This is a genomic window from Microbacterium proteolyticum (assembly GCF_029639405.1).
Classification (GTDB): Bacteria; Actinomycetota; Actinomycetes; order Actinomycetales; family Microbacteriaceae; genus Microbacterium.
The window spans coordinates 467784-493366 of record NZ_CP121274.1; the positions used below are offsets into that span (position 1 = coordinate 467784).

Here is a 25583-nt window from a genome sequence, read left to right on the forward strand (position 1 = left end):
CTGTTCCTTTTCGGGTGATCAGAGGGATGCCACGGCGGTCGCCTCGACGGCGAGGCCTGCGCGGTAACGGTCGAGGTAGGCCGAGAATCCGGCGACGTCGGCCGGATCGGGGTCGGCGGTGGTGATCGGCGCGTCGGCGAAGACGGCCTCGGCGAGGTAGGTGTCGAGGTCGCGGCCGGCGCCGTCGGCGACGTACGCCGCGAGCACGGCCATGCCCCACGCCCCGCCCTCCGACGCGGTCTCGGCGACGGCGACGGGCGCGTCGAGCGCCGCCGCGAGGAAGCGCTGCGCGACCCCGGCGGTTCGGAACATGCCGCCGTGCGCGTACATCTTATCGAGGCCGACGCCCTCGCGGTGGAGGACGTCCATGCCGAGCGCGAGCGTCCCGAAGACGCCGTACAGCTGCGCGCGCATGAAGTTCGGCAGCGTCAGGCGGCTGTCGGGGGTGCGGACGACCAGCGGGCGCCCCTCGTCGAGCCCCGCGATCGGCTCCCCCGCGAGGTGGTTGTAGGCCAGCAGCCCGCCGGCGTCGGCCTCGCCCTCCAGCGCCGCGGCGAAGAGCGCCGCGTAGGTGGCATCCGGGGTCTGCGTCACGCCGGCCGCGGCTGAGAACGCGGTGAACACGTTCGCCCACGCCGCCAGCTCGCTCGCGCCGTTGTTGCAGTGCACCATCGCCACGGCGTCGCCCGAGGGCGTCGTCACGAGGTCGAGCTCGTGGTGGACCTCGCTGAGCGGCCGCTCGAGCACGACCATCGCGAAGATGCTCGTGCCGGCGCTGACGTTGCCCGTGCGCGGCGCGACCGCACCCGTGGCGACCATGCCCGTTCCGGCGTCGCCCTCGGGCGGGGCGAACGGGATGCCGGGACGCAGGGTTCCGGTCGGGTCGAGGAGCCGTGCCCCGTCGTCGGTCAGGCTGCCGGCCGCGGCACCCGCGACGAGCACCTCGGGCAGCAGATCGGCGAGCGCGGGGACGCGTCCGGCGGCGAGGCCGTCATAGCGCGCGACGAGGTCGGCGTCGTAGTCACGGGTGGCGGAGTCGGTCGGGAACACGCCCGACGCGTCGCCGACGCCCAGCACCTTCTCGCCGGTGAGCTTCCAGTGGACGTACCCGGCCAGTGTGGTGAGGAAGCGGATCTCGGGCACGTGGGGCTCGGCATCCACGACCGCCTGATGCAGGTGCGCGATCGACCAGCGGAGCGGGATGTTCACGCCCAGGAGCCCGGTGAGCTCGGCCGCGGCGACACCGGTGTTGGTGTTGCGCCAGGTGCGGAAGGGGGCGAGCAGCTCCCCGTCGGCGTCGAACGCGAGGTAGCCGTGCATCATCGCCGACACGCCCATCGCGGCGTACCGCTCGGGGGTGACGCCGTGCTTCTGCTGCACGTCGGCGACGAGCTCGGCGTACGCGGCGCGGAGGCCCGCCCACACGGCATCCAGCGAGTAGGTCCACAGCTTGTCGGCGTAGACGTTCTCCCACTCGTGGGAGCCCGTCGCGAGCACCTCGGCGTCGGAGCCGATGAGGCACGCCTTGATGCGGGTGGAGCCGAGCTCGATGCCGAGCGAGGCGCGGCCGTCGGTGATCAGGGCGTTCATCGGCGGTCGTCCGTGCTCTGTCCGTAGACGTTCTGGTAGCGGTTGTAGAGGGCGTCGATCTTGTCCTGCGGGATCGGGATGAGGGGGCCGGCCTCGCGCGCGATGTGCACGGTGCGGGCGACGTCCTCGAGCATGACGGCGGCCTTCACGGCATCCTTGGCGTTCGTGCCGATCGTGAAGGGGCCGTGGTTCTGCATGATCACTCCGCGCGAGCGGTGGCCGCGCAGGGTCTCGACGATGCCGCGGCCGATCGAGTCGTCGCCGATGATCGCGAACGGGCCGACGGGGATGGGGCCGCCGAACTCGTCGGCCATCGCCGTGATGACGCAGGGGATCTCTTCGCCGCGGGCCGCCCACGCGACGCCGTAGGTGGAGTGCGTGTGCACGACGCCGCCGACCTCGGGCATGTTGCGGTACACGTAGGCGTGCGCCGCGGTGTCGCTGGAGGGGCTGCGCTCGGAGCCGGGGATGCCGGGGATCGCGGTGCCGTCGAGGTCGCAGAGGATCATGTTCTCGGGGGCGAGGTCGTCGTACGAGACGCCCGAGGGCTTGATGACGAACAGGTCGGCCCCGGGGACACGACCCGAGACGTTGCCGCCGGTCCAGACGATGAGGTTGTAGCGCACGAGCTCGGCGTGCAGTTTCGCGACGTCGGCGCGGACGGCGTCGATCGCCTCCTGCACCTCGGGCGTGAACGTGACGGCATCGGACACGCGGGGTCTCCTTCGACTCTGTCGGTGGCGGGTTGCGCGTCATATGTTACCGGTAACATCGCTCGTTCGCGAGAGGTGGATGTCGCAGTCTCGGCCCGCGCGCGTGCCGAACTCCGGAGATTTCGAGCGGGCGGGCGGGCCCGTCCGCGGTTTTCCGCGGGGCACGTAGGCGGAGGGTGCGAAATCTCCGGAGTTTCGCACGGGGCACGGCCGAGCCGGCCGGGGCGCGGGACCGGACCGGCGCAGCCCGCGTAGCATCGGCGGGTGCTCGGCTTCGACGACTCCCTCCCGCACCGCCCGCGGCGGATCGCGGTCGCCGGGGTTTCGGGGGTCGGCAAGACGACACTGTCGCGACGCATTTCGGCCGTCACCGGCGCTCCGCACATCGAGATCGACGCGCTGTACCACGGCCCCGACTGGACGCCGCGGCTCACGTTCCTCCCGGACGTCCACGCCTTCGTCGACAGCGATACCTGGGTGACGGAGTGGCAGTACTCGGATGCCAGGCCCCTCCTGACGGCGCGCGCGGATCTGCTGGTGTGGCTCGACCTGCCCTTCGTGACGGTCACGCTCCCCCGCGTCATCGTCCGCACGCTCCGCCGCCGCCTCGGCCGCGAGCCCCTGTGGAACGGGAACATCGAGCCGCCGCTGCACACGTTCTTCACCGACCCTGAGCACATCGTCCGCTGGTCGATCTCCACGCGCGGGAAGTACCGGGAACGCCTCCCCGCCGTCGCGGCCCAGCGCCCCGAGCTGCCGATCGTGCGGCTGCGCTCGACGCGCGAGGTGGAGCGCTGGCTGTCGGGCCCGCTCGCGGCATCGGTGCGCTGAGGACGGGCTCGAATCCGGCCGAAGCAACCCGGGGTGGCCACCTCCCCAGCGACCGGCCCCGGGCTCCGGCGGTGGTCGAGCGCGGGCCGAACTCCCGAGATGTCGACCTCCGAGCGGGCAGTTGCGCGCTCTTCCGCGGCGTTCGCGCTGCGGCGATGCGGAATCTCAGGAGTTTCGCCCGCGGCACGGCCGACCCCGGTGGCGCGAGCCCGAGCGTCAGCGCGGTACAGCGGTCGACGCCCGCGGGACCAGAACCGGATCCGCCGGAGGAGCGGCGTCCTCGCCGAGCACGGTCGCCACGGCCTCCGCGGCCTCGCCCTCGACGTCGAGGCGCACCGTGGTGAGCGAGGGCGCGTAGAAGGCGGCATCCGGGTTGTCGTCGAAACCGGCGACGGCGACGTCGGCAGGAACCTTGAGCCCCCGCGCGGCGAGCCCCGCCATGAGTCCGAGGGCCATCTGGTCGTTGGCGACGGCCACCGCGGTGGCGCCGGCGCGCACGTGCGCGGCGACCGCGGCGGCGGCGGCCGCACCGGACGCCGCGCTCCAGTCCCCCTCGACGCGCCCCTCCCGCGAAAGGTCGCGGCGCGTCACGGCGTCGGCCACGCCGGCCGTGCGGGCGAGGGCTTCGCGCCAGTCCGCCGGACCGGCGACCTCGACGATGCGGCGATGTCCGAGGTCGGCGAGATGATCCACGACGAGGGCGGCCGCGTGGCGTTGGCGGATCCCCCGCTCGCCGTACAGCGGCACGATCGGCACGTCGTACCCCTCGAGAGGAGTGGCTCGGTGCGCCGCGACGAGCACGATCCCATCGACCCCCTGGTCGAGCAGGTGACGGACGGCGGCGTCGATGTCGGCCGGGTCGTCGGAGTCGGTGTACGCGGTCGAGATCCACCGACCCCGCACCCGCGCGGCCCGCTCGAGCGCCGCGATGCCCGCCGACGGCCCGTGCAGGACGGCATCGGATGCCACGACCCCGACGGTCCGGGTGAGGCTCGTGCCGAGGGCGCGCGCGGCGTTGTTGACGCGGTAGTCGAGGGCGGCGACCGCCGCGAGCACGCGTTCGCGGGTGGCATCCCGGATGCCGGGATACCCGTTCAGCACCCGCGAGACGGTCTGCGTCGAAACGCCGGCGGCGTCGGCGACGTCGCGCATGCCCGTGCGCCTGATCCCGCCGTCGCCGCTCATGGTCCTTCACAGTAGCGGCGCGCACCCGCCCCGAAACCTCTTCCCGCGGCCTACTCCCGCGCGCGGAGCGCGGCGACCTCGTCGTACCGGGCGCGGATCGCGGGCCGGAAGTCCGGGTCGACGGCGCGGGCCGTCGCGACCGTCCAGTCCACCGGACCGCCGGCGAGCACGCCCGCGGCCTGGCGCGCCGCACCGAGTGCGACGTACTCCCCCGCGGCCGGGACGACGATCTCGGCGTCGAACACCTGCGCGGCGATCCGCGCGACGGCCTCGTTCGCGGCGGCCCCACCGATGAGCAGCACGCGGCGCACCTCGACGCCCTGCGCCTGGATCGCCTCGAGCCCCACGGCCAGGCCGCTCAGCATCCCCTCGATCGCCGCGCGGGCGAAGTTCGGCCGGGTCGTGGATGCCAGGGTCAGGCCCGTCAGCGATGCCTGCGCGTGCGGCAGGTTGGGCGTGCGCTCCCCCTCGAACCACGGCACGAGCACCACGCCGTCGGCGCCCGGCTCGGCCTGCAGCGCGAGCGCACCGAGCTCGTCGTGCGAGACGCCGAGGAGGCCGGCGAACGCGTCGAGCACGCGGGCGGCGTTGAGCGTCGCCACGAGCGGCAGGAATCGGCCCGTGGCATCCGCGAATCCGGCGACGGCACCGGAGGTGTCGCGGACGACATGATCGGTGACGGCGAAGACGGTGCCGGAGGTACCCAGTGACACCACGACATCGCCGACCCCCGCCCCCAGACCGAGCGCGGCACCGGCGTTGTCCCCGGCTCCCGGACCGACCAGCGCGCCACCGGCGAGTCTCCCCGCGCTCTCCCACGGCTCGAGCACGCGGGGCAGCACCGCGTCGTGCCCCAGAGCGCGCACGAGCAGCTCGCGGTCGTAGCCGTCGGCGCCCCAGTAGGCGGTGCCCGAGGCATCCGAGCGGTCGGTCGTCAGCTCGGCGAAGTCGGCGTTACCCGGACCGAAGCCGCGGAGCCGCCACGTCAGCCAATCGTGCGGCAGCGCCACCGCGGCCACGCGCGCGGCGTTGTCGGGTTCGGCGTCCCGCAGCCACCGGAGCTTCGTGGCCGTGAAGGATGCCACGGGCACCACGCCCGTGCGTTCCGCGTACGTCTCCGCGCCGACCTCGGCGATGAGGTCGGCCGCGGCCTGCGCCGAGCGGGTGTCGTTCCACAGCAGCGCGTCGCGGATGACACGCCCCTCCGCGTCGAGCGCGACCATGCCGTGCTGCTGGCCCGCGATCGAGACCGCCGCTACGTCGTCGAGGCCGCCCGCCTGCGCGATGGCATCCTGGAGCGCGATCCACCACGCCTCGGGATCGACCGACGTTCCGGCCGGATGCGACGCGCGCCCCTCGCGGACCACCCGCCCGGTTTCGGCGTCGACCACGACGACCTTGCACGACTGCGTCGACGAATCGACTCCCATGACGAGCGCCATGCCCACTCCCTCTGTTCGCGCCGCAGCGGTGCGGCATCCCGTTCAGTGTCCAAGACACGCCGACTCGCGCGGGGGCGATGCGGCGTGTCTTGGACACTTGACGGAAAGAGGGGCCCGGATGCCGTGGCATCCAGGCCCCTCCCGGGATCAGCGTGCGCCGAGCAGGTGCTCGGTCGCGAGCTGCTGCAGACGGACGAAGCCGAAGCCCTTGCCGCCGAGGTAGGCGTCGGTGTCGAAGTCCTCGTAGGCCGAGCGGTCGGCGAGCAGGTCGTCGTACGACTCGCCCTCGTTCAGGGTCGGCTGCGCGAGCTCGAGGACCTTCGCAGCCTCCAGAGCCTCCTGCACCTCGGGGTCGGCGCGGAACGCCGCGGCCCGCTCCTTGAGCAGGAGGTAGGTGTTCATGTTGGCCGAGACCGAGTCCCACACGCCCGACTCGTCCTCGGTGCGCGAGGGCTTGTAGTCGAAGTGGCGGGGACCGTCGTACGCGGGAACGCCGCCGGGGCCGCCGTTCTCGAGCAGGTGGACGAGGGCGAACGCGTTGTGCAGGTCGCCGTGACCGAACACGAGGTCCTGGTCGTACTTGATGCCGCGCTGTCCGTTGAGGTCGATGTGGAAGAGCTTGCCGTGGTACAGCGCCTGCGCGATGCCCGCGGCGAAGTTCAGGCCGGCCATCTGCTCGTGCCCGACCTCGGGGTTGAGGCCGACGAGCTCGGGGCGCTCGAGCGAATCGATGAACGCGATCGCGTGGCCGAGGGTCGGCAGCAGGATGTCGCCGCGCGGCTCGTTGGGCTTCGGCTCGATGGCGAAGCGGATGTCGTAGCCCTTGTCGGTGACGTAGTCGCCGAGGAGGTTGACGGCCTCGCGGTAGCGCTCGAGCGCCTGGCGGATGTCCTTCGCGGAGTCGTACTCGGCGCCCTCGCGGCCACCCCACATCACGAACGTCTTCGCGCCGAGCTCGGCGGCGAGGTCGAGGTTGCGCAGCACCTTGCGGAGTGCGAAGCGGCGCACCTGGCGGTCGTTGGAGGTGAAGCCGCCGTCCTTGAAGACCGGGGCCGAGAAGAGGTTGGTGGTGACCATCGGGGTGATGATGCCCGTGGCATCCATCGCGCCCTTCAGGCGGTCGATCTGCGTCTGGCGCTCGGCGTCGGTGGAGCCGAAGGCGAAGAGGTCGTCGTCGTGGAACGTCAGGCCGTATGCGCCGAGCTCGGCGAGCTTCTCGACGACGTGGACGACATCGAGCGGCTTGCGCGTGGGGCCGCCGAACGGGTCGGTGCCGTTGTAGCCGACGGTCCAGAGGCCGAACGAGAACTTGTCGTCACGGGTGGGGGTGGGCATTCCTGCTCCTTCGCATGGATGCGCACGGTGGTTCGCCGCCGCACGAGGTTTTGTTGGTTCTCACAACATATACCCCGGATGCCACGGCGTCCAGCCCCACGGCGGGCCGCTCGGGGCATATACTGACTTATATATCGAAGGGGGCTTCCCATGGCACTCACCAGCGTCGATCTGGATCCACGACTCATCGAACGCGCGCGCATCCTCACCGGCGAGCCTTCCAACCGCGCGGTCCTGGACCTCGCTCTCCGTCGCCTCATCGCATCGAAGCAGAAGGACGCGATGATCGCCGGAATCGCCGGCCTCACCGACCTCGAAGCCGAACTGGACTCGCCCGTCACCGCCCCGACCCCGTGACGGACTACCTGGTCGACAAATCGGTCTGGGCACGCTTGGCTTCGGGCGACCCCGCCATCCGGACGCGGCTCGACAAGATCGCTCGCTCACCGTCGGACCTCTTCGTCACGTGCCCTCCCCAGGTGTTGGAGTTCTGCCACAGCGCCCGTACGCCCGAGGAGCACGCGCACTACCTCGAGCAGATGTCGCTCGGCTTCCCCCTCGAACGCGCGCCCGACGAGTCACTCGCCGTCGGCATCCAATCCGCACTCTGGAATGCCGGCCTCGTGCGTGCGGCGGGCGCGGTGGACATCCTGATCGCCGCGTACGCGATCGCCAACGAGGCGACCATCCTCAGCGCCGACCACGACTTCGACCACATCGCCGCTGTGAGCGACCTCGCTCACGAGTTCGTCTCCTCGACGTTCTGACGCCCCCGCGTCAGAGTCCGAGCGCTCCGTCCACCACGGCGAACACCTCGGGGCCCCACGTCAGCGCCCGCTCCCACGGGAGACCGAATCCCTCGGCGAAGAAGATGCTGTGCACGTGGTCGGGGAACGAGTGCCGGTCGACCTCGGGCAGCACCGCGGCGGGCACCTCGTCCGCGCGTCCACTGGTCATCGACACGAGGCCGTCGTGCGGCCACAGCTGCACCGGATCGGCCGCCGCGGCGAAGTAGCCGGCGCCGATCGCGGTCACGGGGATGCCGTCGAGCACACCCGCCTGCGCGTCGTTCCAACCGCGGAGGAATCGCCGCGACACCTCGGCCGCGGCGCCCTGGGAGTTGGCATCCGCATACGGACGCGCCTCGGCGAAGATCTGCAGCGTCGCCGGGTCGCCGTGGGCGTCGGCCTCGGTGATCTCGTCGTCGAGCAGGTCGCCGAGCACCGACCCGTCCCACGGGGTTCCGAGCGTGACGAGACGCTCCACGAGCGGACCGTCGCCGCCCAGCTCGCGGATCGCCGCGCGCGAGAACAGCCCGCCCATCGAGTGGCCGACGAGCGCGACGCTGGCGACGTCCTCCTCGGCGGCGAGATGCCGGAGGAACCCGGCGAGCGCGACACCGGCGTCGTCGACGCGGCCGACGGCGTTGATCGTGACCCCGGCGGGCAGGACGACGGGAACGTCCGAGAAGCCCTGCCATCCGGCATCCTCCCGCACCTCCCCCGTACCGATGCGGGCGGGAGCCGTGAAGACCCGGATGCCACGGGCGAGGAAGTGCGCGCGGAGGGCGGTCATCGTGTTGCCCGCCGCCAGGCCGGTCGCAGCCGCGTGCTGCGGGTCGGTGTACGGGGTGACGGCGGCGCCGCCGGAGACGAGGACGACGGCATCGGTCATGCGCTCAGGCTATCGAGCCGCGCATCCGCGTTGAGTGTCCAAGACACGCCGTCCGCACCGTCGTCGATGCGGCGTGTCTTGGACACTCGGTCAACGCGCGTCAGTGCGGCAGCGCCTCTTCGATCGCGGAGACGACCTCGGGGGCGTCGGGCAGGGTGCGCGGGCTGAAGCGGACGACGCGGCCGTCGGGGAAGACGACGAACTTCTCGAAGTTCCACGAGATGCGGCCCTTCTTGCCCTCGGCATCCGGGGTCCGCGTGAGCTCCTGGTAGAGCGGGTGGGCGCTGCGCCCGTTGACCTTGACCTTCTCGGACATCGGGAAGGTCACGCCCCACGTCACCGAGCAGTACTCGGCGATCTTCTCTTCGTCGCTGAGCTCCTGCAGGAACTGGTTGCTGGGGAAGCCGATCACCGTGAACCCGCGGTCGGCGTACTTCTTGTGCAGAGCTTCGAGCGCTTCGTACTGCGGCGCGAGGCCGCAGCGCGAGGCGACGTTGACGACGAGCGCCGCCTTGCCCTCGGTGAGGGCACCGAAGGTGGTCTGCTCGCCACGGATGGTGGTGATCGGGATGCCGGACAGGTCCATGCTCCGATCTTGGCACCGGGCGCTATGGGTGGGCTTCGATTCCCCATAAACGCGATCCGCGCGCAGAAACGCGCTGCCGTCGCGTTTATGGCCGCGGATCGCGTTTTTGGCGAACTCGACGGCGGATGCGGCGACGGCGGATGCGGCGGCGGCGGGGGCGGGGCGGATGCGGGGGGGGCGACGGGGCGGCACCGCGCGCCGCGGCCCCTGTCGCGGCGGCGGGGGACGGCACAGCGCGCCGCGGCCTTTGTCGCAACGACGGGCGATGGGCGCACGCGGGGCCGCTCCCCGCACGGACCCCGCCGCCGTGGCACAGTGGTCGGATGGTCACCGCGAGCAGGGGCGACGGCATGCGCCGCGCGAACCTCGCGCTCGTGCTGCGCACCGTGCACCGCGAGGGTCCGCGCTCGCGCGCCGCACTGACCGAGGCGACGGGTCTGAACCGCTCGACGATCGCCGACCTCGTGGGCGAGCTCGTGGGTGACGGCCTCGTCGTCGAGCGCGCCCCCGACCCGGTCGGCCGCGTCGGCCGCCCCTCGCCGACCGTCTCCCCGGATCCGCGCGTGGTCGCGATCGGCGTGAACCCCGAGGTCGACGCGCTCGACATCGGAGCGTTCGCCCTCGACGGCACGGCGGTCGCGCGCGAACGCCTCCCGCAGACCGGGCTGCTGACCCCCGAGCGCACCGCCGAGCTCGTCGGCGAACGCCTGGCCGCGTGGGCCGACGGCCCCTTGCGCGGACGCCGTACGGTCGGGGTGGGCGTCGCCGTCCCGGGGCCGGTGCGCGCCGCCGACGGCCTCGTCCGCACCGCCCCGCACCTGGAGTGGACGGATGCCGCGATCGGCACCCTCGTCACGGAAGCGACGGGGCTGCCGGCCCGCGTGGGCAACGACGCCGCCCTCGGCGCGCTGGCGGAGTACCTCTTCGGCGCCGCCCGCGGCGCGCACGACGTCGTGTACCTCAACGGCGGGGCGAGCGGCATCGGCGGCGCCGTCATCGTCGGCGGGACACCACTCGGCGGGGCCGGGGGCTACGCGGGCGAGTTCGGGCAGAACCGTCCGGGGATCGTGGATGCCGCCGACCGCCGCGCTGCGGACGGTGTGCTCGAGGACGAGGTGAGCCGCGCGCGGCTCCTCGCGGCTCTGCACCTCGACGCGGTCGACGACTCGGTGCTCGCCGAGGCCCTGGCATCCACCGACGATCCGGGAGCGCACGCCGAGACGGCACGGCAGCGGCGCATCCTCGCCACGGCGCTCGCGAACGCCGCGAACGTCCTCAACCCCGCGGTGATCGTGCTGGGCGGCTTCCTCGCGACGCTGGCGGCGCTCGACCTCGACGGCCTCGACGCCGCGGTGCGCGCGCAGACCATGCCCGCGTGCGCCGAGGACCTGCGGCTGCGCGTCGCCGCGCTGGGCGAGAACCGCCTGCTCGTGGGGGCGGCCGAGGCGGTGTTCGAGGCGGAGCTCTTCCCGACTCCCTGACCCGCGGGCCCGGGCGCGGTCCTCGCGCGGCAGGATGGACCGCATGACGCTCACCCGCTCCTCCGGCACGAACTGGTCGGGGAACCACCGCTACCGCGCCGCCGAGACACTGCTGCCCACAGACCTCGACGAGCTCGCGGCGGCGGTCTCGGCCGCGGATTCGCTCCGCGTCCAGGCCACCCGCCACACGTTCACCGATGTCGGCGACACCGACGGGTCGTTGATCTCGCTCGAGAACCTGCCCGCGCGGATCGAGGTCGACGGCGAGCGCGTCCGCGTCGAGGGGCTGGTGACGTTCGCGCAGCTCGCACCCGTGCTCGAGGCCGAGGGGCGCGCCCTCCACAACCTCGGCTCGCTCCCCCACATCTCCGTCGCCGGCGCCGCCGCGACCGGCACCCACGGCTCCGGCACCCGCAACGGCAACCTCTCGAGCGCCGTGACCGCCCTGGAGATCATGGATGCCGCCGGCGACCACCACTTCGTCCACGGCGAGCACCCGTGGTTCCCGGCGGCCGCGCTCGGTCTCGGCGCCTTCGGTGTCATGACGGCCGTGGAGCTCCGCACCGTCCCGACCTACACCGTGACGGCCGAGGCCTACACGGGCGTCGCGTGGGACGACATCGTGGCCGACCCGCGGCGTCTGTTCGCGAGCGCGTACAGCGTCAGCGTCTTCACGACGTGGGGCGACCCCGCCCACGATCTCGTCTGGGTCAAGACGACGGATGCCGATCCCGAAGCCGGCTACGTGACCGACCTGGGCGGCCGCCCGATCGGCGACGACCTGCACCTCGGTCGCATCCGCACCGTGGGCAACACGACCGAGCGCGGGACGCCCGGCCCGTGGCACACCCGCCTCCCCCACTTCCGCGCCGAAGCCCTGCCCAGCGACGGCGACGAGATCCAGTCCGAGTACTTCGTCCCCCTGGATGCCGCGGCGGACGCGCTCGCGGCGGTGCGGGCCGTGGCATCCGACATCGATCCGGTGCTGCTCGTGACGGAGCTGCGGACCGTCGCGGCCGACGACCTGTGGCTCAGCCCCGCATACCGGCGCGACGTCCTCGCGATCCACTTCACGTGGCGCAACGACAACGCCGGGGTCGCGGCGGTGCTGCCCGCCATCGAGGCCGCGCTGGCCCCCTTCGACGCCCGCCCTCACTGGGGCAAGGCGTTCACGATGCCCGGGGAGACGATCCGCGCGACCCTCCCGCACGTCGAGGATTTCCTGGCCGCGGCGCGGGAGACCGACCCGCGGGGCGTCTTCCGCAATGCGTTCCTGGAGCGCACGCTCGGGCTGTGAGGACGCGGGCGGTTCGACGCACGACCGGGTGACCGCGGGCACCGGTGCGGAGGCACATCGGGTGATCTCGGTGTCGACGGCGGCCTGAACGGCGCGCGAGCGGCGGGCCGCCGGGCGGGGCGCGGGCGACACTGTGAGGTCGCCCCGCTGCGCCCCCAGGAGTGCCCATGCCTTCTTCCCCCCTCGCCGAGGGCTGGATGCCGACCGCCTTCGGCGCCCTCGACGTCGCCGGCGCGCCGGGCTTCGCCGCCGAGGCCGAGATCCTCCTCGTCCCGACGCTGCCCGGGCCCGCACTGTGCCTCGTGTCGCACGGCGCGGATCTGTGGCGCCGGCTGATCCGGGAGGGTCCGATTCCGAGCGCCGCGTTCGACGACGCCGACCTCGACGTCCTCGCGCAGTGGCGCCGGCTGGGCATCGCCGCGTTCGGCTCGAACCACCCCGCGCGGGCGCATCACCTGAAGCGGGCCGTGCTCTCGTCGCCCCTGCACGAGCTCGTGTACGCCGTCACGGCCCACGTGGCGGCGGAGCTCGGTGTCCGCACCGTGTTCATCAAGGGGCCCAGCCTCCACCGCCAGGGGCTCCGCGAGCGGGAACACTCCGCGGACGTCGACGTCTGGTGCGAGCCGGCTCGGGCGGAGGAGCTCGTCCGCGCTCTCGCCGCCTGGGGCTGGCGCCGCTCCCCCGATCCGTGGTTCGGAACGCCGGTTCCGCACAGCACGACGATGAGCCCCGAGACCTGGGGATGCGAGATCGACGTGCATCGCCGCGTTCCCGGCCTGACCCTCGACGACGCGTCGGCGTTCGAGGCCGTCTCGGCGTCGTGCATGACGATGGAGTACGCGGGGACGGAGGTTCGGATCCCCTCGCGCGACGTGCACGCGGTGCTCGCCGCGGTCAACGTCGTCCGGCCGGCGATCGGCGAGCGCGGGCGCTCGGTGGACGCGTCGACCGCCGCCGTGCGGATGCTCACCGCGGCCGGCGGCACCCTCGGGAGCGCCCGCGCGCTCGGAGCCGTCCCGGCTCTGCGGCGCGAGCTGACCGAGGTGTTCGGCGCCGAGGCGACGGCCGGGTCGGCGGCCTCGACTCCGAGGGACTGGCACTGGCGGGGGCGTCCCGACACGGCGCACGCGTACCTCGCGGCGCTTCGGACCCTGCCGATCCTCCGGCGCCCGCGGGCGCTCGTGCGTCTGCTGTGGCCCGACGACGACGTCGCGCTCGCCTCGGCACGCCGCGCCGGGGACCCCACCGACGACCCGCGCCGCGCCCGCCTGCGGCGGCTGGCGCGCGGCCTGCGCGCGTGGGTGCGTGGGCGTCGGACGGTCCGCGAGCGGATGCCGACCTCCCCGTCGCTCCGCCACTCCGAGAGGACACCATGACGATCGGCTCCCTGGTTCTGATCTCGGCCTGCGCGATCAGCGTGTGGGTGGTGCTCCGCGCCCCGGCGTCGGCGGCGCCGGCCCGCGCGGTCGCGGCGATCATCGTGATCTCGACCCTGGTCCCCGTCGGATCGGTCCGGGATCAGACGATGGCGATGACGGCGCTCGCCACGATCGTCCTGCTGGGTCTGTTCGCCGTGGTCCGGCGCGACGCCTCGACGCCGTGGCCGCCGCTGTGGGGGGCGTGCCTGTTCGCCGCGTTCGGCCTCTGGCTGATCCTCCGCATCCTCGGCCAGTTCTCTGCCGCGTCCACGCTGCTGCAGGCGGGGATGCTCGCCTCCGCGATGGCGCTGGCCTTCGTCGTCCCGCTGCTGCGGAAGGAAGACCTCCCCGCTGTGGCGGACACGTTCCTGTGGCTCGTCCTCGCGCACACCGCCTACGCCGCTCTCGAACAGACCGGCACCGTGGACGCGATCTGGCCCCTCCGGGTGGAATCGCTGGAGAACATCGACGATCGGGCCAACGTGCTCATCCCCGCCCTCACCGGCCGATCGCAGAGCACCTTCGGGCACCCGATCCCGTTCGCCGTCTTCGCCAGCGTCGCGGCGCTCGTGCTGATCCACGCCACCGCGCAGACACGGCGCTGGCGGTATGCGGGCGGGGCCGTCGTCGCGGCGGCCGCCCTCGCCCTGTCGGGCACCCGGAGCGCCGTCGTCGCGCTCCTCGCGGCGCTCCTGGCGTACGGGCTCGCCAATCTGCGGTGGCGGCGGCTGCTGGTCATGATCGCCGGGGCGGGAGTGCTCGCGATCGCCGCACTCCTGGTCGACCTGCCGACCCTCCTCGCCCTCGACGGACGGTTCGAGTCCTCGGTGTCGTACATCCACCGCTCGCTCGTGGTCGGGTCGTGGGACGCGTTGTGGGCGCGCGGCGAGGCCGCGGTCGTATTCGGCTCGGGGGCGGGGGCGAGTGCGGAACTCTTCCGCGCGGGCATCGTGCGCGGGGCGAGCAACCTCCTCTACTTCGACAACGCCTACGTGTCGCTGTTCGCCCTGTCCGGACTCGTCGCGCTCGTCCTGTTCTGCGCGGTGCTGGGGCGCGCGCTTTTCGGCGGCGCGCTGGCGATCGGCGGCGCGACGTTCCTCGGGGTCATGGGCTTCTCGTTCGACGAGCAGCAGTGGCAGATCGTCCTGATCCTGCTGGCCTTCTGCGCTCTGCTGCCGCGCGCGTTCGGCACGGTCTCGCGTCGCAGCGATGCCCTCGATGCGAGCGACGGGGCGTCTCATCCCCCGTCGGACACCCGGCGCACGGCGATCACCGCGGAGACGTAGCCGATCACGCTCACCCCCTCGGCGACGGCCAGAGCCCACGGGATGCCGGGGGCACCGAGGGTCGCGACGAGGGGGAACGCCGCAGCTGCACCGCAGACGAGACCGGCCGCGTCCGAGACGAGCACGCATCCCGTGCGCGCGCGGGGAACGAGGACGTTGCGCACGAGCGGCGTCCCGACCGAGACGAAGAAGAAGGCGGCGGCGTATCCCCGGACGAATTCGGGGGTGGATGCCACGTGCGCCCCCCAGAGCACGCCGGTGGTCCACGGCCCGAGCAGGGCGAGCCCGAGCGCTCCGCCCGCGCCGAGGATTCCGTGCAGCAGGAGCGCGACGCGCTGTCGCCGACCGCGGGTCCCCTGCTCCAGCACCCAGTTCTGCAGAGCGTCGCCGAGCGCGGAGACGCTGAAGAGCGAGTACCGGTAGAGGCGATCGGCCGAGGCGAGGAACACCACCGAACCGGGGGCGTGCACGACGGTCGCGGCGGGGACCGGGGCGGCCGACCGCACCCCGGCCAGCATGAGGACGCCGGCGCCGGGAGCGCTCGACCGCGCCGCTGAGCGCAGCGCGTCCGCACCCGGCCAGGGCGGGATCGTCCACGAGAAGTACCGCCGATGGAACATGCTCAGCGCCACGACGATCCCCGCGACGATGCACGCCGGGTACCACAACGGCTCCCCCGTCGCCGCGACGAGGCCCGCACCGACCGCGAGAGCGAGCATGCGCGGAACCACCTCGAAGGCGGTGATGAGACGTGCCCGCCCCACACCGATGGCGTACCAGGTCATGGACATCCCCGACAGCGCCGCGGCGACGCACATGAGCGCGGCGAGCGCCCCCGTGCCGCCGGGCGAGGTCACCACCGACAGCGCGACCGCCGCCGGCGTGACCACGGCGAACACCCCGAGCCGGAGCCACCACGACGCCGCGTAGGTCATCCGTCGACGGCGGTCGCTCGGGGCGAGCGCCACGATCGGGGGGCCGACGACCTGCCAGCCGAACATCGTCACCGCCGTGGCGAAGGAGCCGATCGCCTGGCCGATGTTGAGTCCCGCCCACTGGTCGAGCGTGGAGGCGCGGGAGACGACCCCCAGCAGGAGCAGAGGGGCGAGCGAGGCGAGGAGCGGGAGCGAGCCAAAGCCCGCGAGGCGCCCGAGGAGGACCTTCATGCGGAAGAGTCGCGGGGGCGGGAGGTCACCGTGCGATCCTGTCCGGCTGCTTCCCGGGGCTGCGTCGGGTCGGATCCGCCCCTCGAGAGGTGAGGTGGTAAGGCCCCACGGGTGATTCTTCGGGCGGACCCGTCGACAGGGTCCGCACCCGGGCGCACGGGAGCACACGCGCCGGGCCACGTCGCGCGGTCTTCTCACGACCGCGTCCGCCCGCCGCGCGAGACTCCGCGCCCGCCGCGGTCGCCGTAAGAAAGGGCGAGTGGATGCCGAACCCGCCGCTCCCCCACGCCTGACCGTCGTCACCGTGACCTACGCCGACCGGTGGGACGCGGGTCTGTCCGCGACCATCGCCTCGGTGCTCGCCGAACCGCGAGCCGACCTCATCGTCGTCAGCAACGGCACGGCGCCCGACTCCGCGGCGCGCCTGGATGACGCCGTCGCGCGATCGTCCGGTCGGATCGCGGTGATCGATCTCGGCCGGAACCGGGGATCCGCCCCCGCGTTCGCGGCGGGCCTTTCCGCCGCCTACCGGCGCGGGACGGCGGTGCTGCTCCTCGACGACGACAACCCGCTCCCGCCCGGGGCACTGAGTGTCCTCGAGGCGACCACCTGCGCCCTGGAGTCGCGCGGCGCCCCGCCGACGGCGCTCGCGTGCTTCCGCGCCGTCAACCCCGTCTACCGGCTCCTGCGCGAGGGGGCCTCCCCCGACGACCTGTTCTCCGAGCTCCGCCCCGGAGCGTTCCTCAGCACCGACGTCTTCGCTCGGCACCGGCAGACCGCCGATCCGCGCGGTGTGGTCGACACCCGCGTCGGCGCCGTCCGGGTGGCGCCCCTCCCCAACAGCATGTGGGGCGGTCTGTACCTCCCCGCCCCGATCGCGGCGCGGGGTCTCCAGCCGCCGACCGCTCTCGTGCTCTACGCCGACGACAACGCCTTCTCGGCGGAGTTGCGGGCCGCCGGGTGCGAGATCCTGCTGTGCCTGGACGTCGAGATCCACGACACCGTCGACTGGCGCGAGAGCTCCGAGCCCCCGCGGCGGCGGCTGCGGGTCCCGCGGGTTCTCCGCACCGCCCGCGAAGATCTGTGGCGGGTGCGCTACCAGAACCGCAACGCCGCGTACCTGAGTGCGGAGCAGGCGCGCGGATCGGTCGCGGCGCAGCTCCGGCTCGCGGTCAACGTCGTGGTGCGCCTCGGGCTCCTGCTCGCGGCGGGGCTGCTGACCCTCCGGCTGCGCGCGGCGGGACTCATCGTCGCGGCGTGCCTCGCGGGGCTCCGCGGCCGGCTCGGCGAAAGCTATCCGTTGCCCGGCGGCCGCCCGGCCTCTACGGGGTCCGTGGTCACGGCATCCCGGGCGCGCAGGGCCCGCTCGTAGACCGCCCGCGTCTCGTCCGCCATCCGCTCCCACGAGAAGTCCTCGACACGGCGGCGCCCCCGGCGCACGAGGCTCGCCGCGACCTTGGGGTCTTCGATCACCCGGCGGAGAGCGGATGCCATCGCTCCCCGGTCGTCAGGCGCGAAGTAGATCGCCGCGTCGCCGTAGATCTCGGGGAGGCAGGTGGCGGTGCTGCTCGCGACGGGGCAGCCGTGACGCATCGCCTCCAACCCCGGCAGCCCGAAGCCCTCGAGGAACGAGGGGAAGGCGAAGACGGCGGCGTTCTCGTACAACCAGCGCAGGCCGCCGTCGGAGACGTAGCCGGTGAAGTGCGCGCCCCGGGCGATGTCGGGCCGCCTCTGCAGGATCCGGCGGCCGTCGTCGTCGATCCGCCCCGCGACGACGAGCCCCAGCCCCGGGTGGGTCGGAGCGAGGTCCTGGACCGCGTCGAAGAGGCGCTCGAGGTTCTTGTAGGGAACCTGGTTGCCCACGAACAGCACGAATCGCTCGAACGGCACGGGAACCGTCTCGGCGGCGTCCGTGATCGCATCCGCCGCCTCGTACGTCAGGACGATGCTGCGGCGCGGAGCCCCGGTGAAGCGACGGAGATCCTCGGCGCTGAAGCGGCTGACGACGATGTTGGCCCGCCCCACGTGCGCGGCGGCGGTGAACGCGACTCGGCCGACGGCGCGCCGCGACCACGAGACGACGCGCGACTTCTTGGCGTTGCGGATCTTCAGGAGGGTCATGTCGTGGAACGTCGTGACCCTTGGAATGCCGAGGACCACCGGCTGCTGGGGCATGCAGAAGTGCACGAGGTCGGGTCGCAGCGCCCGGATCTGGCGGGCGAGGCCCACCTGCTCCGCGAAGGAGAAGAACGGCGCGGACGAACCGACGGCCCGGAACCGCTCGGACGGCGGCGACCAGTCCTCGAGCCGGTCCGCGGGGAGCACGAGGGTGTAGCGGTGATCGTCCTCGAGGCGGGAGAGACCCTCCACCAGCTTCCGGATGTAGCGCCCCGTCGTGGTGAAGTATCCGCGCGCGTCGAGAACGATGTGGGCCATGGCCGCCTCCCCGGGCACGTCGACGGTCGACGCGGTTCCTCGCCATGGTGCCGCCCGGGCGGAGGGAGGACGGGCGACCCGCCCCCGCCGGGCAGGGACGTGCTCCCCACCTTCACCCGGAGACTCACCCGCTGCGCTGCGCGCGCTCGGCGAATGATCGACATGTCCGCATGACCCAGCATCGTGTCGACCCCTCCCCCGACGCGGCATCGCCCCCCACGCACGAAGGACCCCGAATGACCTCCCCCCTCGCCCCCGTCGTCATCAACGGCCGCTTCCTCACCCATACCCCCACCGGGGTCCAGCGCTGGGCGCGCGAGATCACGCGCGGGCTCGCGGACCGGATGCCGGTGCTCGTGGCGGTGCCCCCCGAAGACCTCATCGAGCCCGACCTCGGTGCACCGATCCTCCGAGTGGGACGGCTGCGGGGCCACGCATGGGAGCAGTGGTCGCTCCCCCGTTTCCTCCGAGCCTCCGGTTCGCCGCTCCTCCTGGGACTCGCGAACACGGGTCCCACGCTCTACCGCCCCCAGATCGCCTCGCACCTCGACATCATCTACGTGCGGCATCCCGAGAGCTTCGCCCGGTCGTTCCGTCTTCTCTACGGCGCGCTCGTCCCCGGGCTGCTGCGCCGCAGCGAACGGGTGCTCACGGTGAGCGCCTTCTCCGCCGGCGAGCTGCACGCGCACTTCGGGCTGCCCCCCGAGAAGATCACCGTGGTGCACGCCGCCGTCGGCCCCGACTTCCGTCCGGAGGGCCCCCGCCACGACGCGGGCGAGCCCTATCTGCTGGCGGTGTCGTCGCCGAACCGGCACAAGAACTTCGACGCGCTCATGACGGCGTTCGAGACCGCCCGGACCTCCACCGTCCGTCGACTGCTGATCGTCGGCGACCAGGCGCGCGCCTTCCAGTCGCGCGGGGCGCGGGAGCGGGACCGTGTCGAATTCCTCGGCCGCGTCGACGACGCCGAGCTGATGGCCCTGTACCGGGGAGCGGCGGCCTTCGCCTTCCCCTCGCTGTACGAGGGATTCGGCATCCCCCCTCTCGAGGCCCAGCGCATGGGCACGCCCGTGCTCGCGGCGCGCGCGGCCTCGCTACCCGAAGTGCTCGGCGACAGCGTCCTGTGGGTCGATCCCACCGACGTGGCCGACATCCGACGGGGGATCGAGCGCCTCGACGCCGATCCGGGGCTCCGCGAGCGTCTGTCGCGCGCCGGACGCGAGAACGAGGCGCGCTTCTCCTGGGATGCCGCCGTCGACCGGGTCGAAGAGGTCATCCGCGACGTGCGGCGATCGCTCCGCGGAGCCTGACGGAGCGCGCGCTCACGCCCACACGGCGCGCAGGGCCGCGCGTTGGGCTTCCGCGGTGAACGTCCCGCCGAGATACTCGGCCCACCGGGCCCGGTTGTCGTCCTGCCACCGGGCCAGGCTCCCCGCGCGCACCGCGGCGACGAGCGTTCCCAGCCCGACGTCCCACTGCACCGCGGACGGCAGGCCGGGCATCGCCGCGAGCGGGCGCGCGAGGACCGGGACCCCGCACTCCACGGCATCCAGGATCGCGATCGCCACGGCCGCCTCCCACGCGGCCGAGTGCAGGTACACGTCGAGTCCGCCGAGCTGCGCCGCGACGGAGTCGGGGGCCTGCCAGCCCGTGACCTCGATGTCTTCGGGTGCGGCGTCGGCGCCCTCCCCGCCGCCGATCCACCGCCCATGGACGCGGAGGCCCGGAAGGTCCGCACGCAGGCGTCTCACCGCATCCACGAACAGGTCGGGATCCTTCTGCGGCGCCCAGCGCCCCAGCATCCCGACGGTCAGGGTCTCGGCATCCGTCGGGGCGGGTGGGACAGGCGACACCCGCCGCACCGACGGCACGTTCGGGATGACCCTGATCCGTGCCGCCGGGTATCCCAGCCGCGCGGCGGCGACGGCCTCGCCCGGACCGGCCGCGGCGAGCAGGTCGGCACGTCCGCGGAGCGCGCGCTCGATCCCGCGATAGGCGGAGCGCGCGACCCTGCCCACGTCGCGGCGCTCGAAGGCGAAGCAGTGCGGCGTGTAGACCCGCCGCGGGCCGTCGCGCAGCGCCGCGCGGGCGTACACGCCCGGGAAGCTGGAGTGGGCGTGGACGACGTCCGGAGCGAACCGGGAGACGAGGGCGCGGACGCCGGAGATCGCGGCGAGCGGGTGCGCGACGTCCCAGTCCACGTGGCGCGCGTCGAGCACGCGCGACCCTTCCGCCCAGACAGCCGCCGGGCCGTCCGGCCCGTGCGGCGACGCGACGATGTGACGGAATCCCGGTGGGGAGTTCTCGATGTAACCTCGCACCGCGACCGGCACCCCTCCCGTCGCGCGATCGACGAGATGGAGGACGACGCGCGGGGTCGTCGGTGGGACGTCTGGGGAAGGCACGCGGCCACGGTAGGCGTCGAGAAGAAGAGCTCCTCGGCCGCCTCCGCGCCCGCGCCGCGGGTGACCTCTCCGCTGAGGAACAGCCCGCGCTGCGCCGTCAACCCGGTCTCGCACCGCCGGCACCGTGCGTAGCGTCGCCCGCATGACCACTGATCGCGACCAGCTCACTTTCGACAACCCCGTCACGCGGTACGCCCGCGTCGAACCGCCGGTGCAGCACCAGCCCGAACCGGGCGTGCAGGCCGACATGACGCCCGTCCCCGACCTCGGCGAGAAGACGTACCGCGGACTGGGGCGCCTCACGGGCCGGAAAGCGCTCATCACCGGCGGAGACTCGGGCATCGGCGGCGCCGTCGCGATCGCGTTCGCGCGCGAGGGCGCAGACGTCGCCATCGTGCATCTGCCCGCCGAGCAGCGCGACGCCGATCACGTCCTGGAGCAGGTCCGGGATGCCGGCCGCACCGGCGTGTCGATCCCGGTCGACATCACCGACCCGGCCGCGTGCCGTGCCCTCGTCGCCGAGGCCGTCAAGGCGCTCGGAGGCCTGGACATCGTGGTGAACAACGCCGGGAAGCAGATCATGGTCGAGAGAGTCGACGACCTCTCGGACGAGCAGTTCGAGCAGACCTTCCGCACCAACGTCTTCGCGCCGTTCTGGATCACCAAGGCCGCCCTGCCGCACCTCCCCGAGGGCGCGGCGATCATCAACACCGCCTCGCTCGAGGCGTACGTCCCCGCCCCCGACCGGCTCGACTACGCCGCCACGAAGGCCGCGATCAACAACCTGTCGAAGGGGCTCGCGCAGCAGCTGGCTCCCCGTGGCATCCGAGTCAACGTCGTGGCCCCCGGCCCGACGTGGTCGGCGCTCCAGGTGAGCGACGGCGTCTCGGACGACCAGATGGAGCACTTCGACGACGAGAGCACGTACCAGCGCGCGGGGCAGCCCGCCGAGATCGCGCCCGCGTTCGTGTTCCTGGCCTCCGCCGAGGCCAGCTACGTCTCGGGCGAGACGCTGAACGTCAACGGCGGCATGGTCACGCCGTAACTCCCGTCGCGTGAGTCGCCAGAATCTGTCGCTTCCACCGGCGGCCAGGCGACAATTCTTGGCAACTCACGCGGGATGTAGAACCGGGGGGGGCATGCGGCCTTGCCTAAAACGTCGCGGGGCGCAAGCGACCCGTTGTCGGCCCCGGGGTGCGAAAGCGTGAGGACATGCCGAGCCCGAACGACGTCCCCACCCTGTACCTGCTGCACGCCCTCGGGGCGAGCGCGGGATCGTTCCGCCGGCTCGGTGACGCGCTCGCGGGCCGCGTGGACGTGCAGGGCATCGATCTGCCGGGCTTCGGGTCGGAGACCGCCGCCTCCGACACGTCGCTCGACGCCACCGTCGCGCACGTCGTCGGCATCCTGAACGAGAAGGCCCGCGGTCGCTGGATCCTCGGCGGTCACAGCATGGGCGGGAAGATCGCCGCGCTCGTGGCATCCCGTGTGCTGAACGGCACCGCGCCGCTGACCGGGCTCGCGGGGATGGTGCTGCTCGCGCCGTCGCCGCCGCGCCCCGAGCCGATGGACGAGGAGCGCCGCGCGCTCATGCTCTCGTGGGTGAACGACGGGGCGATCTCCGAACCGGATGCCGAGACCTTCATCGACCAGAACACCGCGCGGCCGCTCGACCCCGGCGCGCAGAGCCTCGCGCTCACCGACCTCCGCCGCACGTCGCCGACGGCGTGGCGCGCGTGGCTCGAGACCGGGAGCCGTGTCGATGCGCGCGCCGACGTCGGCACGCTCGACCTCCCCGTGCTCGTGCTGGCGGGCGAGGACGACGCCGACCTCGGTGCCGCCGCGCAGCCGGGGCTCCTGGCCGGCGTCTATCCGCGCGCGAGGTTCCACGCGCTGGCCGACACCGGCCACATGATCCCGCTCGAGCGCGCGACCGAGGCGGCGGACGCGATCGCCGCGTTCGTCGCCGACGAGGTGCTCGCGGGGCCGGTCGTGCCCGAGGAGTGGGCGCGGCTCATCGCCGGCGACCGCGTGGACGACCGGGTGCGCGGCATCCTGAACCGCCGGGCGGTGCCCGACGACCGCGGGTACGCGCCGCGCGTGCTCGACCTCGCGCAGCTCACGCTGCTGCGCGAGATCGCCGATCTCGTCGTGCCGCAGGACGGCCCGGCGATCGACATCGCCGCGCGCGTCGACGCGCAGCTGGCCCGCGGCGACGGCGACGGGTGGCGTCGCGACGGACTTCCACCCGACCCCGAGGCCTACCGCGCCGGGCTCGACACCCTCGCCGCGCATTGGCCCACCGACCCGGCCGAGCGCGAGACGGTCCTCGGCGCGGCCATCGAGGGGAACGGCCCGACGGGCGGACCCCTGGATGCCGGCCTGCTCGCGGCCTGGCTCGAAGACGCGCGCGTCGACCTGGTGCGGCAGTGGCTCTCGCACCCCGCGAGCATGGCCCGCACCGGGTTCGACGGCTTCGCCACCGGCGGCCGCGCACCGATCCGCGGCTATGTCGAGCTGACCCTCGGGCGGCGCGAGGACTGGGAACCCGCCGGCGTCGGCGGCACGATCGCGACGGGAGACGCCGCATGAACCTCGACGGCATGCGCACGCACGGGACCGACGACATCGTCGACGTCGTCGTGGTCGGGACCGGCGCGGGCGGCGCCCCGCTGACGGCGGAGCTCGCGCGGCGCGGGCTCACGGTCGTGGCGCTCGAGGCGGGACGGAACTTCGCCCTCGACGACCTCACGCCCGACGAGACCGAGGCCGTCGAGATCAACTGGATGTCGGAGCGCCTGAGCGGCGGCGACGACCCCACCGCCTTCGGCCCCAATAACAGCGGCCGCGGGGTGGGCGGGTCGACCCTGCACTGGGGCGCGTTCACCCCCCGCCCTGACGCGCGCGATCTGCGGCTGCGCACCGAGACGGGCGAGGGACGCGACTGGCCGCTCGACCCCGCCGAGCTGCTGTCGTACGTCGCGCGGGTCGAGGGCGACATCGGCGTCTCCGGCCCGACGCCCTACCCGTGGGATCCCGACCGCTCGTACGCGTACGGTGCGGCCGCGCGCAACGCGCCCGCGAACCTGGTCGCCCGCGGGTGCGAGGCGCTCGGCATCCGGTACGCCGACGCTCCGGCCGCGGTGCTCACCCGCGCGCGGCTCCAGGACCATCACGGCGAACGCCGCGCGTGCATCAACTGCGGCGCCTGCCACCAGGGATGCCGGGTGGATGCCAAGGCCACCACCGCCAACACCTACCTCCCGGCCGCCGTCGCCGCCGGGGCGGAGATCCGCACCGGCGCGATGGTCCACGACATCGAGCTCGACGCGCGGGGGCATGTCGCCGCGGTCGTGTACCGGCAGGACGGCGTGGACGTCCGCCAGCGGTGCCGGTCGCTCGTGCTCGCGGCCGGCGGGGTGGAGACGCCGCGTCTACTGCTGCACACCGGTGTGGCGAACGGGTCGGGGCAGGTCGGCCGCAACTTCCTCGCGCACGGTGCGACGCAGGTGTGGGGACGCTTCGACGAGCCCGTGCGCGGGCACCGCGGCTACCCGTCGTCGCTGATCACCGAGGACATGATGCGTCCCGCCGACGCGGACTTCGCCGGCGGCTACCTCGTGCAGAGCCTCGGCGTGATGCCGCTCACCTTCGCCACGACGCTCGCGCGCGGCGGCGGGCTGTGGGGCCGCGAGCTCATGGCGCGCCTCGATCAGGCGCAGTCCATGGCGGGCATCGGCATCAACGGCGATTGCCTGCCGTCGGACGACAACCGCCTCGAGCTCTCCGACGAGACCGACGAGTTCGGCATCCCCCGCGCGCGGGTGACGTTCACCGCGGGGCCGAACGAGAAGGCCCTCGACCGGCACGCGACGGCCTTCCTGCTGCGGGTGATGGAGGCCGCGGGCGCGCGTGAGACGTTCGTGCTCGCCCGCTCCGCGCACACGATCGGGACGGCCCGCATGTCGACCGACCCCGCCGACGGCGTGGTCGACGGCGACGGGCGCTCGCACGAGGTCCCGAACCTGTGGATCTGCGACAACAGCGTCTTCCCCTCGGCCCTCGCCGCGAACCCCGCCCTGACGATCATGGCGCTGTCGCTGCGGACGGCGGACCGGTTCCTGGCATCCGCGTAGACCCGGGGCAGGCCCGGCCGCCGAGCGCACACGTTCGGGTCCAACGCACACGTCGGGGATGTCCCGAACGTATGCGCTCGGCCCGAACGTGTGGGCTGACACGGGTTCCGAACGCACCCCGGGAGAGAATGGATGCCATGAAGCTCGCACACCTCGTCCGGTTCACCGCCCTCGCCGAGGAGCTGCACTTCCCGCGCGCCGCCGAGAAGCTCGGCATCCCGCTCGCCTCGCTGTACACCACGGTCGACAAGCTCGAGGAGGAGGTCGGGCAGCCGCTCGTGTCGCGCACCCCGCCGACCACGCTGACTCCGGCGGGCGTGCTGCTCCTCGACGAGGCGCGAGCGCGCATCGCCGACGCCCCGCCGCAGGCGACCGCAGCACCGAAGGCTCAGGGCGGGAAGGCCAAGGCATCCAAGGGCAAGGGCCGCGCCCCCATCGTCAAGGGCCAGCCCAAGCCGTACAAGAAGCGCCAGGGCCGCTGACGCGTTCCGGCGCGGGGCGTGAGCCGAGCCCGGCGGTGTGCCGTGCCACCGTGAGCGATCCCCCTGGCCATAAACGGCATCCACGACCGGAAACGGGACGGCAGGGCGTTTCTCGTCGCG

23 protein-coding genes are annotated in these 25583 nt (G+C 73.1%); 13 read left to right on the forward strand and 10 right to left on the reverse strand.

The window, feature by feature from the left end:
- Positions 1-18: 18 nt before the first annotated feature.
- Positions 19-1590 (reverse strand): xylulokinase, encoded by a 1572-nt coding sequence (locus P8R59_RS03045; protein WP_278102661.1) that lies wholly within the window; start codon positions 1588-1590, stop codon positions 19-21.
- Positions 1587-2303 (reverse strand): L-ribulose-5-phosphate 4-epimerase, encoded by a 717-nt coding sequence (locus P8R59_RS03050; RefSeq protein ID WP_278102662.1) that lies wholly within the window; start codon positions 2301-2303, stop codon positions 1587-1589. Before P8R59_RS03050 ends, P8R59_RS03045 begins: the two co-directional genes overlap by 4 nt.
- Positions 2304-2567: 264 nt before the next feature.
- Between P8R59_RS03050 and P8R59_RS03055 the strand changes: the two genes are divergently transcribed.
- Complete coding sequence (locus P8R59_RS03055; RefSeq protein ID WP_278102663.1) at positions 2568-3134, forward strand: AAA family ATPase; 567 nt, start codon at positions 2568-2570, stop codon at positions 3132-3134.
- A gap of 216 nt (positions 3135-3350) precedes the next feature.
- Here the strand turns inward: P8R59_RS03055 and P8R59_RS03060 are convergent, their stop codons facing one another.
- From P8R59_RS03060 to xylA, 3 genes are all read right to left on the reverse strand, one after another.
- Complete coding sequence (locus P8R59_RS03060; RefSeq protein WP_278102664.1) at positions 3351-4319, reverse strand: LacI family DNA-binding transcriptional regulator; 969 nt, start codon at positions 4317-4319, stop codon at positions 3351-3353.
- Between the two features lie 50 nt (positions 4320-4369).
- Positions 4370-5761: a xylulokinase gene (gene xylB, locus P8R59_RS03065; protein WP_278102665.1), complete on the reverse strand. Its 1392-nt coding sequence runs from the start codon at positions 5759-5761 to the stop codon at positions 4370-4372.
- A gap of 147 nt (positions 5762-5908) precedes the next feature.
- The gene (gene xylA, locus P8R59_RS03070; protein ID WP_278102666.1) at positions 5909-7096 is read right to left on the reverse strand and encodes a xylose isomerase; all 1188 of its coding nucleotides are present in this window, start codon (positions 7094-7096) and stop codon (positions 5909-5911) included.
- A 150-nt stretch (positions 7097-7246) separates the two neighbouring features.
- Here xylA and P8R59_RS03075 point away from each other — a divergent pair, with 150 nt between their 5' ends.
- Both P8R59_RS03075 and P8R59_RS03080 read left to right on the forward strand, forming a co-directional pair.
- Positions 7247-7453, forward strand: a complete 207-nt coding sequence (locus tag P8R59_RS03075) for a type II toxin-antitoxin system VapB family antitoxin (protein ID WP_278102667.1) — start codon at positions 7247-7249, stop codon at positions 7451-7453.
- Complete coding sequence (locus tag P8R59_RS03080) at positions 7450-7863, forward strand: PIN domain-containing protein (protein ID WP_278102668.1); 414 nt, start codon at positions 7450-7452, stop codon at positions 7861-7863. Before P8R59_RS03075 ends, P8R59_RS03080 begins: the two co-directional genes overlap by 4 nt.
- 10 nt (positions 7864-7873) lie before the next feature.
- On the opposite strand, the gene P8R59_RS03085 is transcribed toward P8R59_RS03080, so the two are convergent.
- Both P8R59_RS03085 and P8R59_RS03090 read right to left on the reverse strand, forming a co-directional pair.
- Positions 7874-8770 (reverse strand): esterase/lipase family protein, encoded by an 897-nt coding sequence (locus tag P8R59_RS03085; RefSeq protein ID WP_278102669.1) that lies wholly within the window; start codon positions 8768-8770, stop codon positions 7874-7876.
- A 100-nt stretch (positions 8771-8870) separates the two neighbouring features.
- Positions 8871-9356 (reverse strand): glutathione peroxidase, encoded by a 486-nt coding sequence (locus tag P8R59_RS03090; protein ID WP_278102670.1) that lies wholly within the window; start codon positions 9354-9356, stop codon positions 8871-8873.
- Between the two features lie 323 nt (positions 9357-9679).
- Between P8R59_RS03090 and P8R59_RS03095 the strand changes: the two genes are divergently transcribed.
- From P8R59_RS03095 to P8R59_RS03110, 4 genes are all read left to right on the forward strand, one after another.
- A complete protein-coding gene (locus P8R59_RS03095) occupies positions 9680-10837 on the forward strand; it encodes an ROK family transcriptional regulator (RefSeq protein WP_278102671.1) in 1158 nt (385 codons plus the stop codon).
- Between the two features lie 43 nt (positions 10838-10880).
- Positions 10881-12134 (forward strand): D-arabinono-1,4-lactone oxidase, encoded by a 1254-nt coding sequence (locus P8R59_RS03100; RefSeq protein ID WP_278102672.1) that lies wholly within the window; start codon positions 10881-10883, stop codon positions 12132-12134.
- A 167-nt stretch (positions 12135-12301) separates the two neighbouring features.
- Positions 12302-13510 (forward strand): hypothetical protein, encoded by a 1209-nt coding sequence (locus P8R59_RS03105; protein ID WP_278102673.1) that lies wholly within the window; start codon positions 12302-12304, stop codon positions 13508-13510.
- The gene (locus P8R59_RS03110) at positions 13507-14838 is read left to right on the forward strand and encodes an O-antigen ligase family protein (RefSeq protein ID WP_278102674.1); all 1332 of its coding nucleotides are present in this window, start codon (positions 13507-13509) and stop codon (positions 14836-14838) included. Before P8R59_RS03105 ends, P8R59_RS03110 begins: the two co-directional genes overlap by 4 nt.
- Here the strand turns inward: P8R59_RS03110 and P8R59_RS03115 are convergent.
- Entirely contained in the window at positions 14790-16004 is a 1215-nt protein-coding gene (locus P8R59_RS03115) for a hypothetical protein (protein WP_278102675.1), read from the reverse strand. The genes P8R59_RS03110 and P8R59_RS03115 overlap by 49 nt on opposite strands.
- A 259-nt stretch (positions 16005-16263) precedes the next feature.
- Here P8R59_RS03115 and P8R59_RS03120 point away from each other — a divergent pair, with 259 nt between their 5' ends.
- Entirely contained in the window at positions 16264-17376 is a 1113-nt protein-coding gene (locus P8R59_RS03120; RefSeq protein WP_278102676.1) for a glycosyltransferase family 2 protein, read from the forward strand.
- Here P8R59_RS03120 and P8R59_RS03125 read toward each other — a convergent pair.
- Positions 17298-18440, reverse strand: a complete 1143-nt coding sequence (locus P8R59_RS03125; protein ID WP_278102677.1) for a glycosyltransferase family 4 protein — start codon at positions 18438-18440, stop codon at positions 17298-17300. The two genes, P8R59_RS03120 and P8R59_RS03125, sit on opposite strands and share 79 nt — an antisense overlap.
- Positions 18441-18676: 236 nt before the next feature.
- Between P8R59_RS03125 and P8R59_RS03130 the strand changes: the two genes are divergently transcribed.
- A complete protein-coding gene (locus tag P8R59_RS03130) occupies positions 18677-19750 on the forward strand; it encodes a glycosyltransferase family 4 protein (protein WP_278102678.1) in 1074 nt (357 codons plus the stop codon).
- A gap of 12 nt (positions 19751-19762) precedes the next feature.
- Here the strand turns inward: P8R59_RS03130 and P8R59_RS03135 are convergent, their stop codons facing one another.
- On the reverse strand, positions 19763-20845 hold the full coding sequence (locus P8R59_RS03135; RefSeq protein WP_278102679.1) for a glycosyltransferase family 4 protein: 1083 nt from the start codon (positions 20843-20845) through the stop codon (positions 19763-19765).
- Positions 20846-20987: 142 nt separating this feature from the next.
- Between P8R59_RS03135 and P8R59_RS03140 the strand changes: the two genes are divergently transcribed.
- From P8R59_RS03140 to P8R59_RS03155, 4 genes are all read left to right on the forward strand, one after another.
- The gene (locus tag P8R59_RS03140; RefSeq protein WP_278102680.1) at positions 20988-21890 is read left to right on the forward strand and encodes an SDR family oxidoreductase; all 903 of its coding nucleotides are present in this window, start codon (positions 20988-20990) and stop codon (positions 21888-21890) included.
- A 167-nt stretch (positions 21891-22057) separates the two neighbouring features.
- Positions 22058-23437, forward strand: coding sequence for an alpha/beta hydrolase (locus P8R59_RS03145; RefSeq protein ID WP_278102681.1), 1380 nt, complete (start codon positions 22058-22060; stop codon positions 23435-23437).
- An 11-nt stretch (positions 23438-23448) separates the two neighbouring features.
- Positions 23449-24981, forward strand: a complete 1533-nt coding sequence (locus tag P8R59_RS03150) for a GMC family oxidoreductase (RefSeq protein WP_278102682.1) — start codon at positions 23449-23451, stop codon at positions 24979-24981.
- Between the two features lie 137 nt (positions 24982-25118).
- Positions 25119-25463, forward strand: coding sequence for a LysR family transcriptional regulator (locus P8R59_RS03155; protein ID WP_278102683.1), 345 nt, complete (start codon positions 25119-25121; stop codon positions 25461-25463).
- Positions 25464-25583 lie beyond the last annotated feature (120 nt).

Coding starts and splice junctions, on each gene's coding strand:
- P8R59_RS03115 (WP_278102675.1), bottom strand. CDS start 16,004: ATGAAGGTCCTCCTCGGGCGCCTCGCGGGCTTTGGCTCGCTCCCGCTC.
- P8R59_RS03125 (WP_278102677.1), bottom strand. CDS start 18,440: ATGGCCCACATCGTTCTCGACGCGCGCGGATACTTCACCACGACGGGG.
- P8R59_RS03100 (WP_278102672.1), top strand. CDS start 10,881: ATGACGCTCACCCGCTCCTCCGGCACGAACTGGTCGGGGAACCACCGC.
- P8R59_RS03085 (WP_278102669.1), bottom strand. CDS start 8,770: ATGACCGATGCCGTCGTCCTCGTCTCCGGCGGCGCCGCCGTCACCCCG.
- P8R59_RS03075 (WP_278102667.1), top strand. CDS start 7,247: ATGGCACTCACCAGCGTCGATCTGGATCCACGACTCATCGAACGCGCG.
- P8R59_RS03145 (WP_278102681.1), top strand. CDS start 22,058: ATGCCGAGCCCGAACGACGTCCCCACCCTGTACCTGCTGCACGCCCTC.
- P8R59_RS03095 (WP_278102671.1), top strand. CDS start 9,680: ATGGTCACCGCGAGCAGGGGCGACGGCATGCGCCGCGCGAACCTCGCG.
- P8R59_RS03140 (WP_278102680.1), top strand. CDS start 20,988: ATGACCACTGATCGCGACCAGCTCACTTTCGACAACCCCGTCACGCGG.
- P8R59_RS03105 (WP_278102673.1), top strand. CDS start 12,302: ATGCCTTCTTCCCCCCTCGCCGAGGGCTGGATGCCGACCGCCTTCGGC.
- xylA (WP_278102666.1), bottom strand. CDS start 7,096: ATGCCCACCCCCACCCGTGACGACAAGTTCTCGTTCGGCCTCTGGACC.
- P8R59_RS03060 (WP_278102664.1), bottom strand. CDS start 4,319: ATGAGCGGCGACGGCGGGATCAGGCGCACGGGCATGCGCGACGTCGCC.
- P8R59_RS03045 (WP_278102661.1), bottom strand. CDS start 1,590: ATGAACGCCCTGATCACCGACGGCCGCGCCTCGCTCGGCATCGAGCTC.
- xylB (WP_278102665.1), bottom strand. CDS start 5,761: ATGGCGCTCGTCATGGGAGTCGATTCGTCGACGCAGTCGTGCAAGGTC.
- P8R59_RS03155 (WP_278102683.1), top strand. CDS start 25,119: ATGAAGCTCGCACACCTCGTCCGGTTCACCGCCCTCGCCGAGGAGCTG.
- P8R59_RS03130 (WP_278102678.1), top strand. CDS start 18,677: ATGACCTCCCCCCTCGCCCCCGTCGTCATCAACGGCCGCTTCCTCACC.
- P8R59_RS03150 (WP_278102682.1), top strand. CDS start 23,449: ATGCGCACGCACGGGACCGACGACATCGTCGACGTCGTCGTGGTCGGG.
- P8R59_RS03090 (WP_278102670.1), bottom strand. CDS start 9,356: ATGGACCTGTCCGGCATCCCGATCACCACCATCCGTGGCGAGCAGACC.
- P8R59_RS03110 (WP_278102674.1), top strand. CDS start 13,507: ATGACGATCGGCTCCCTGGTTCTGATCTCGGCCTGCGCGATCAGCGTG.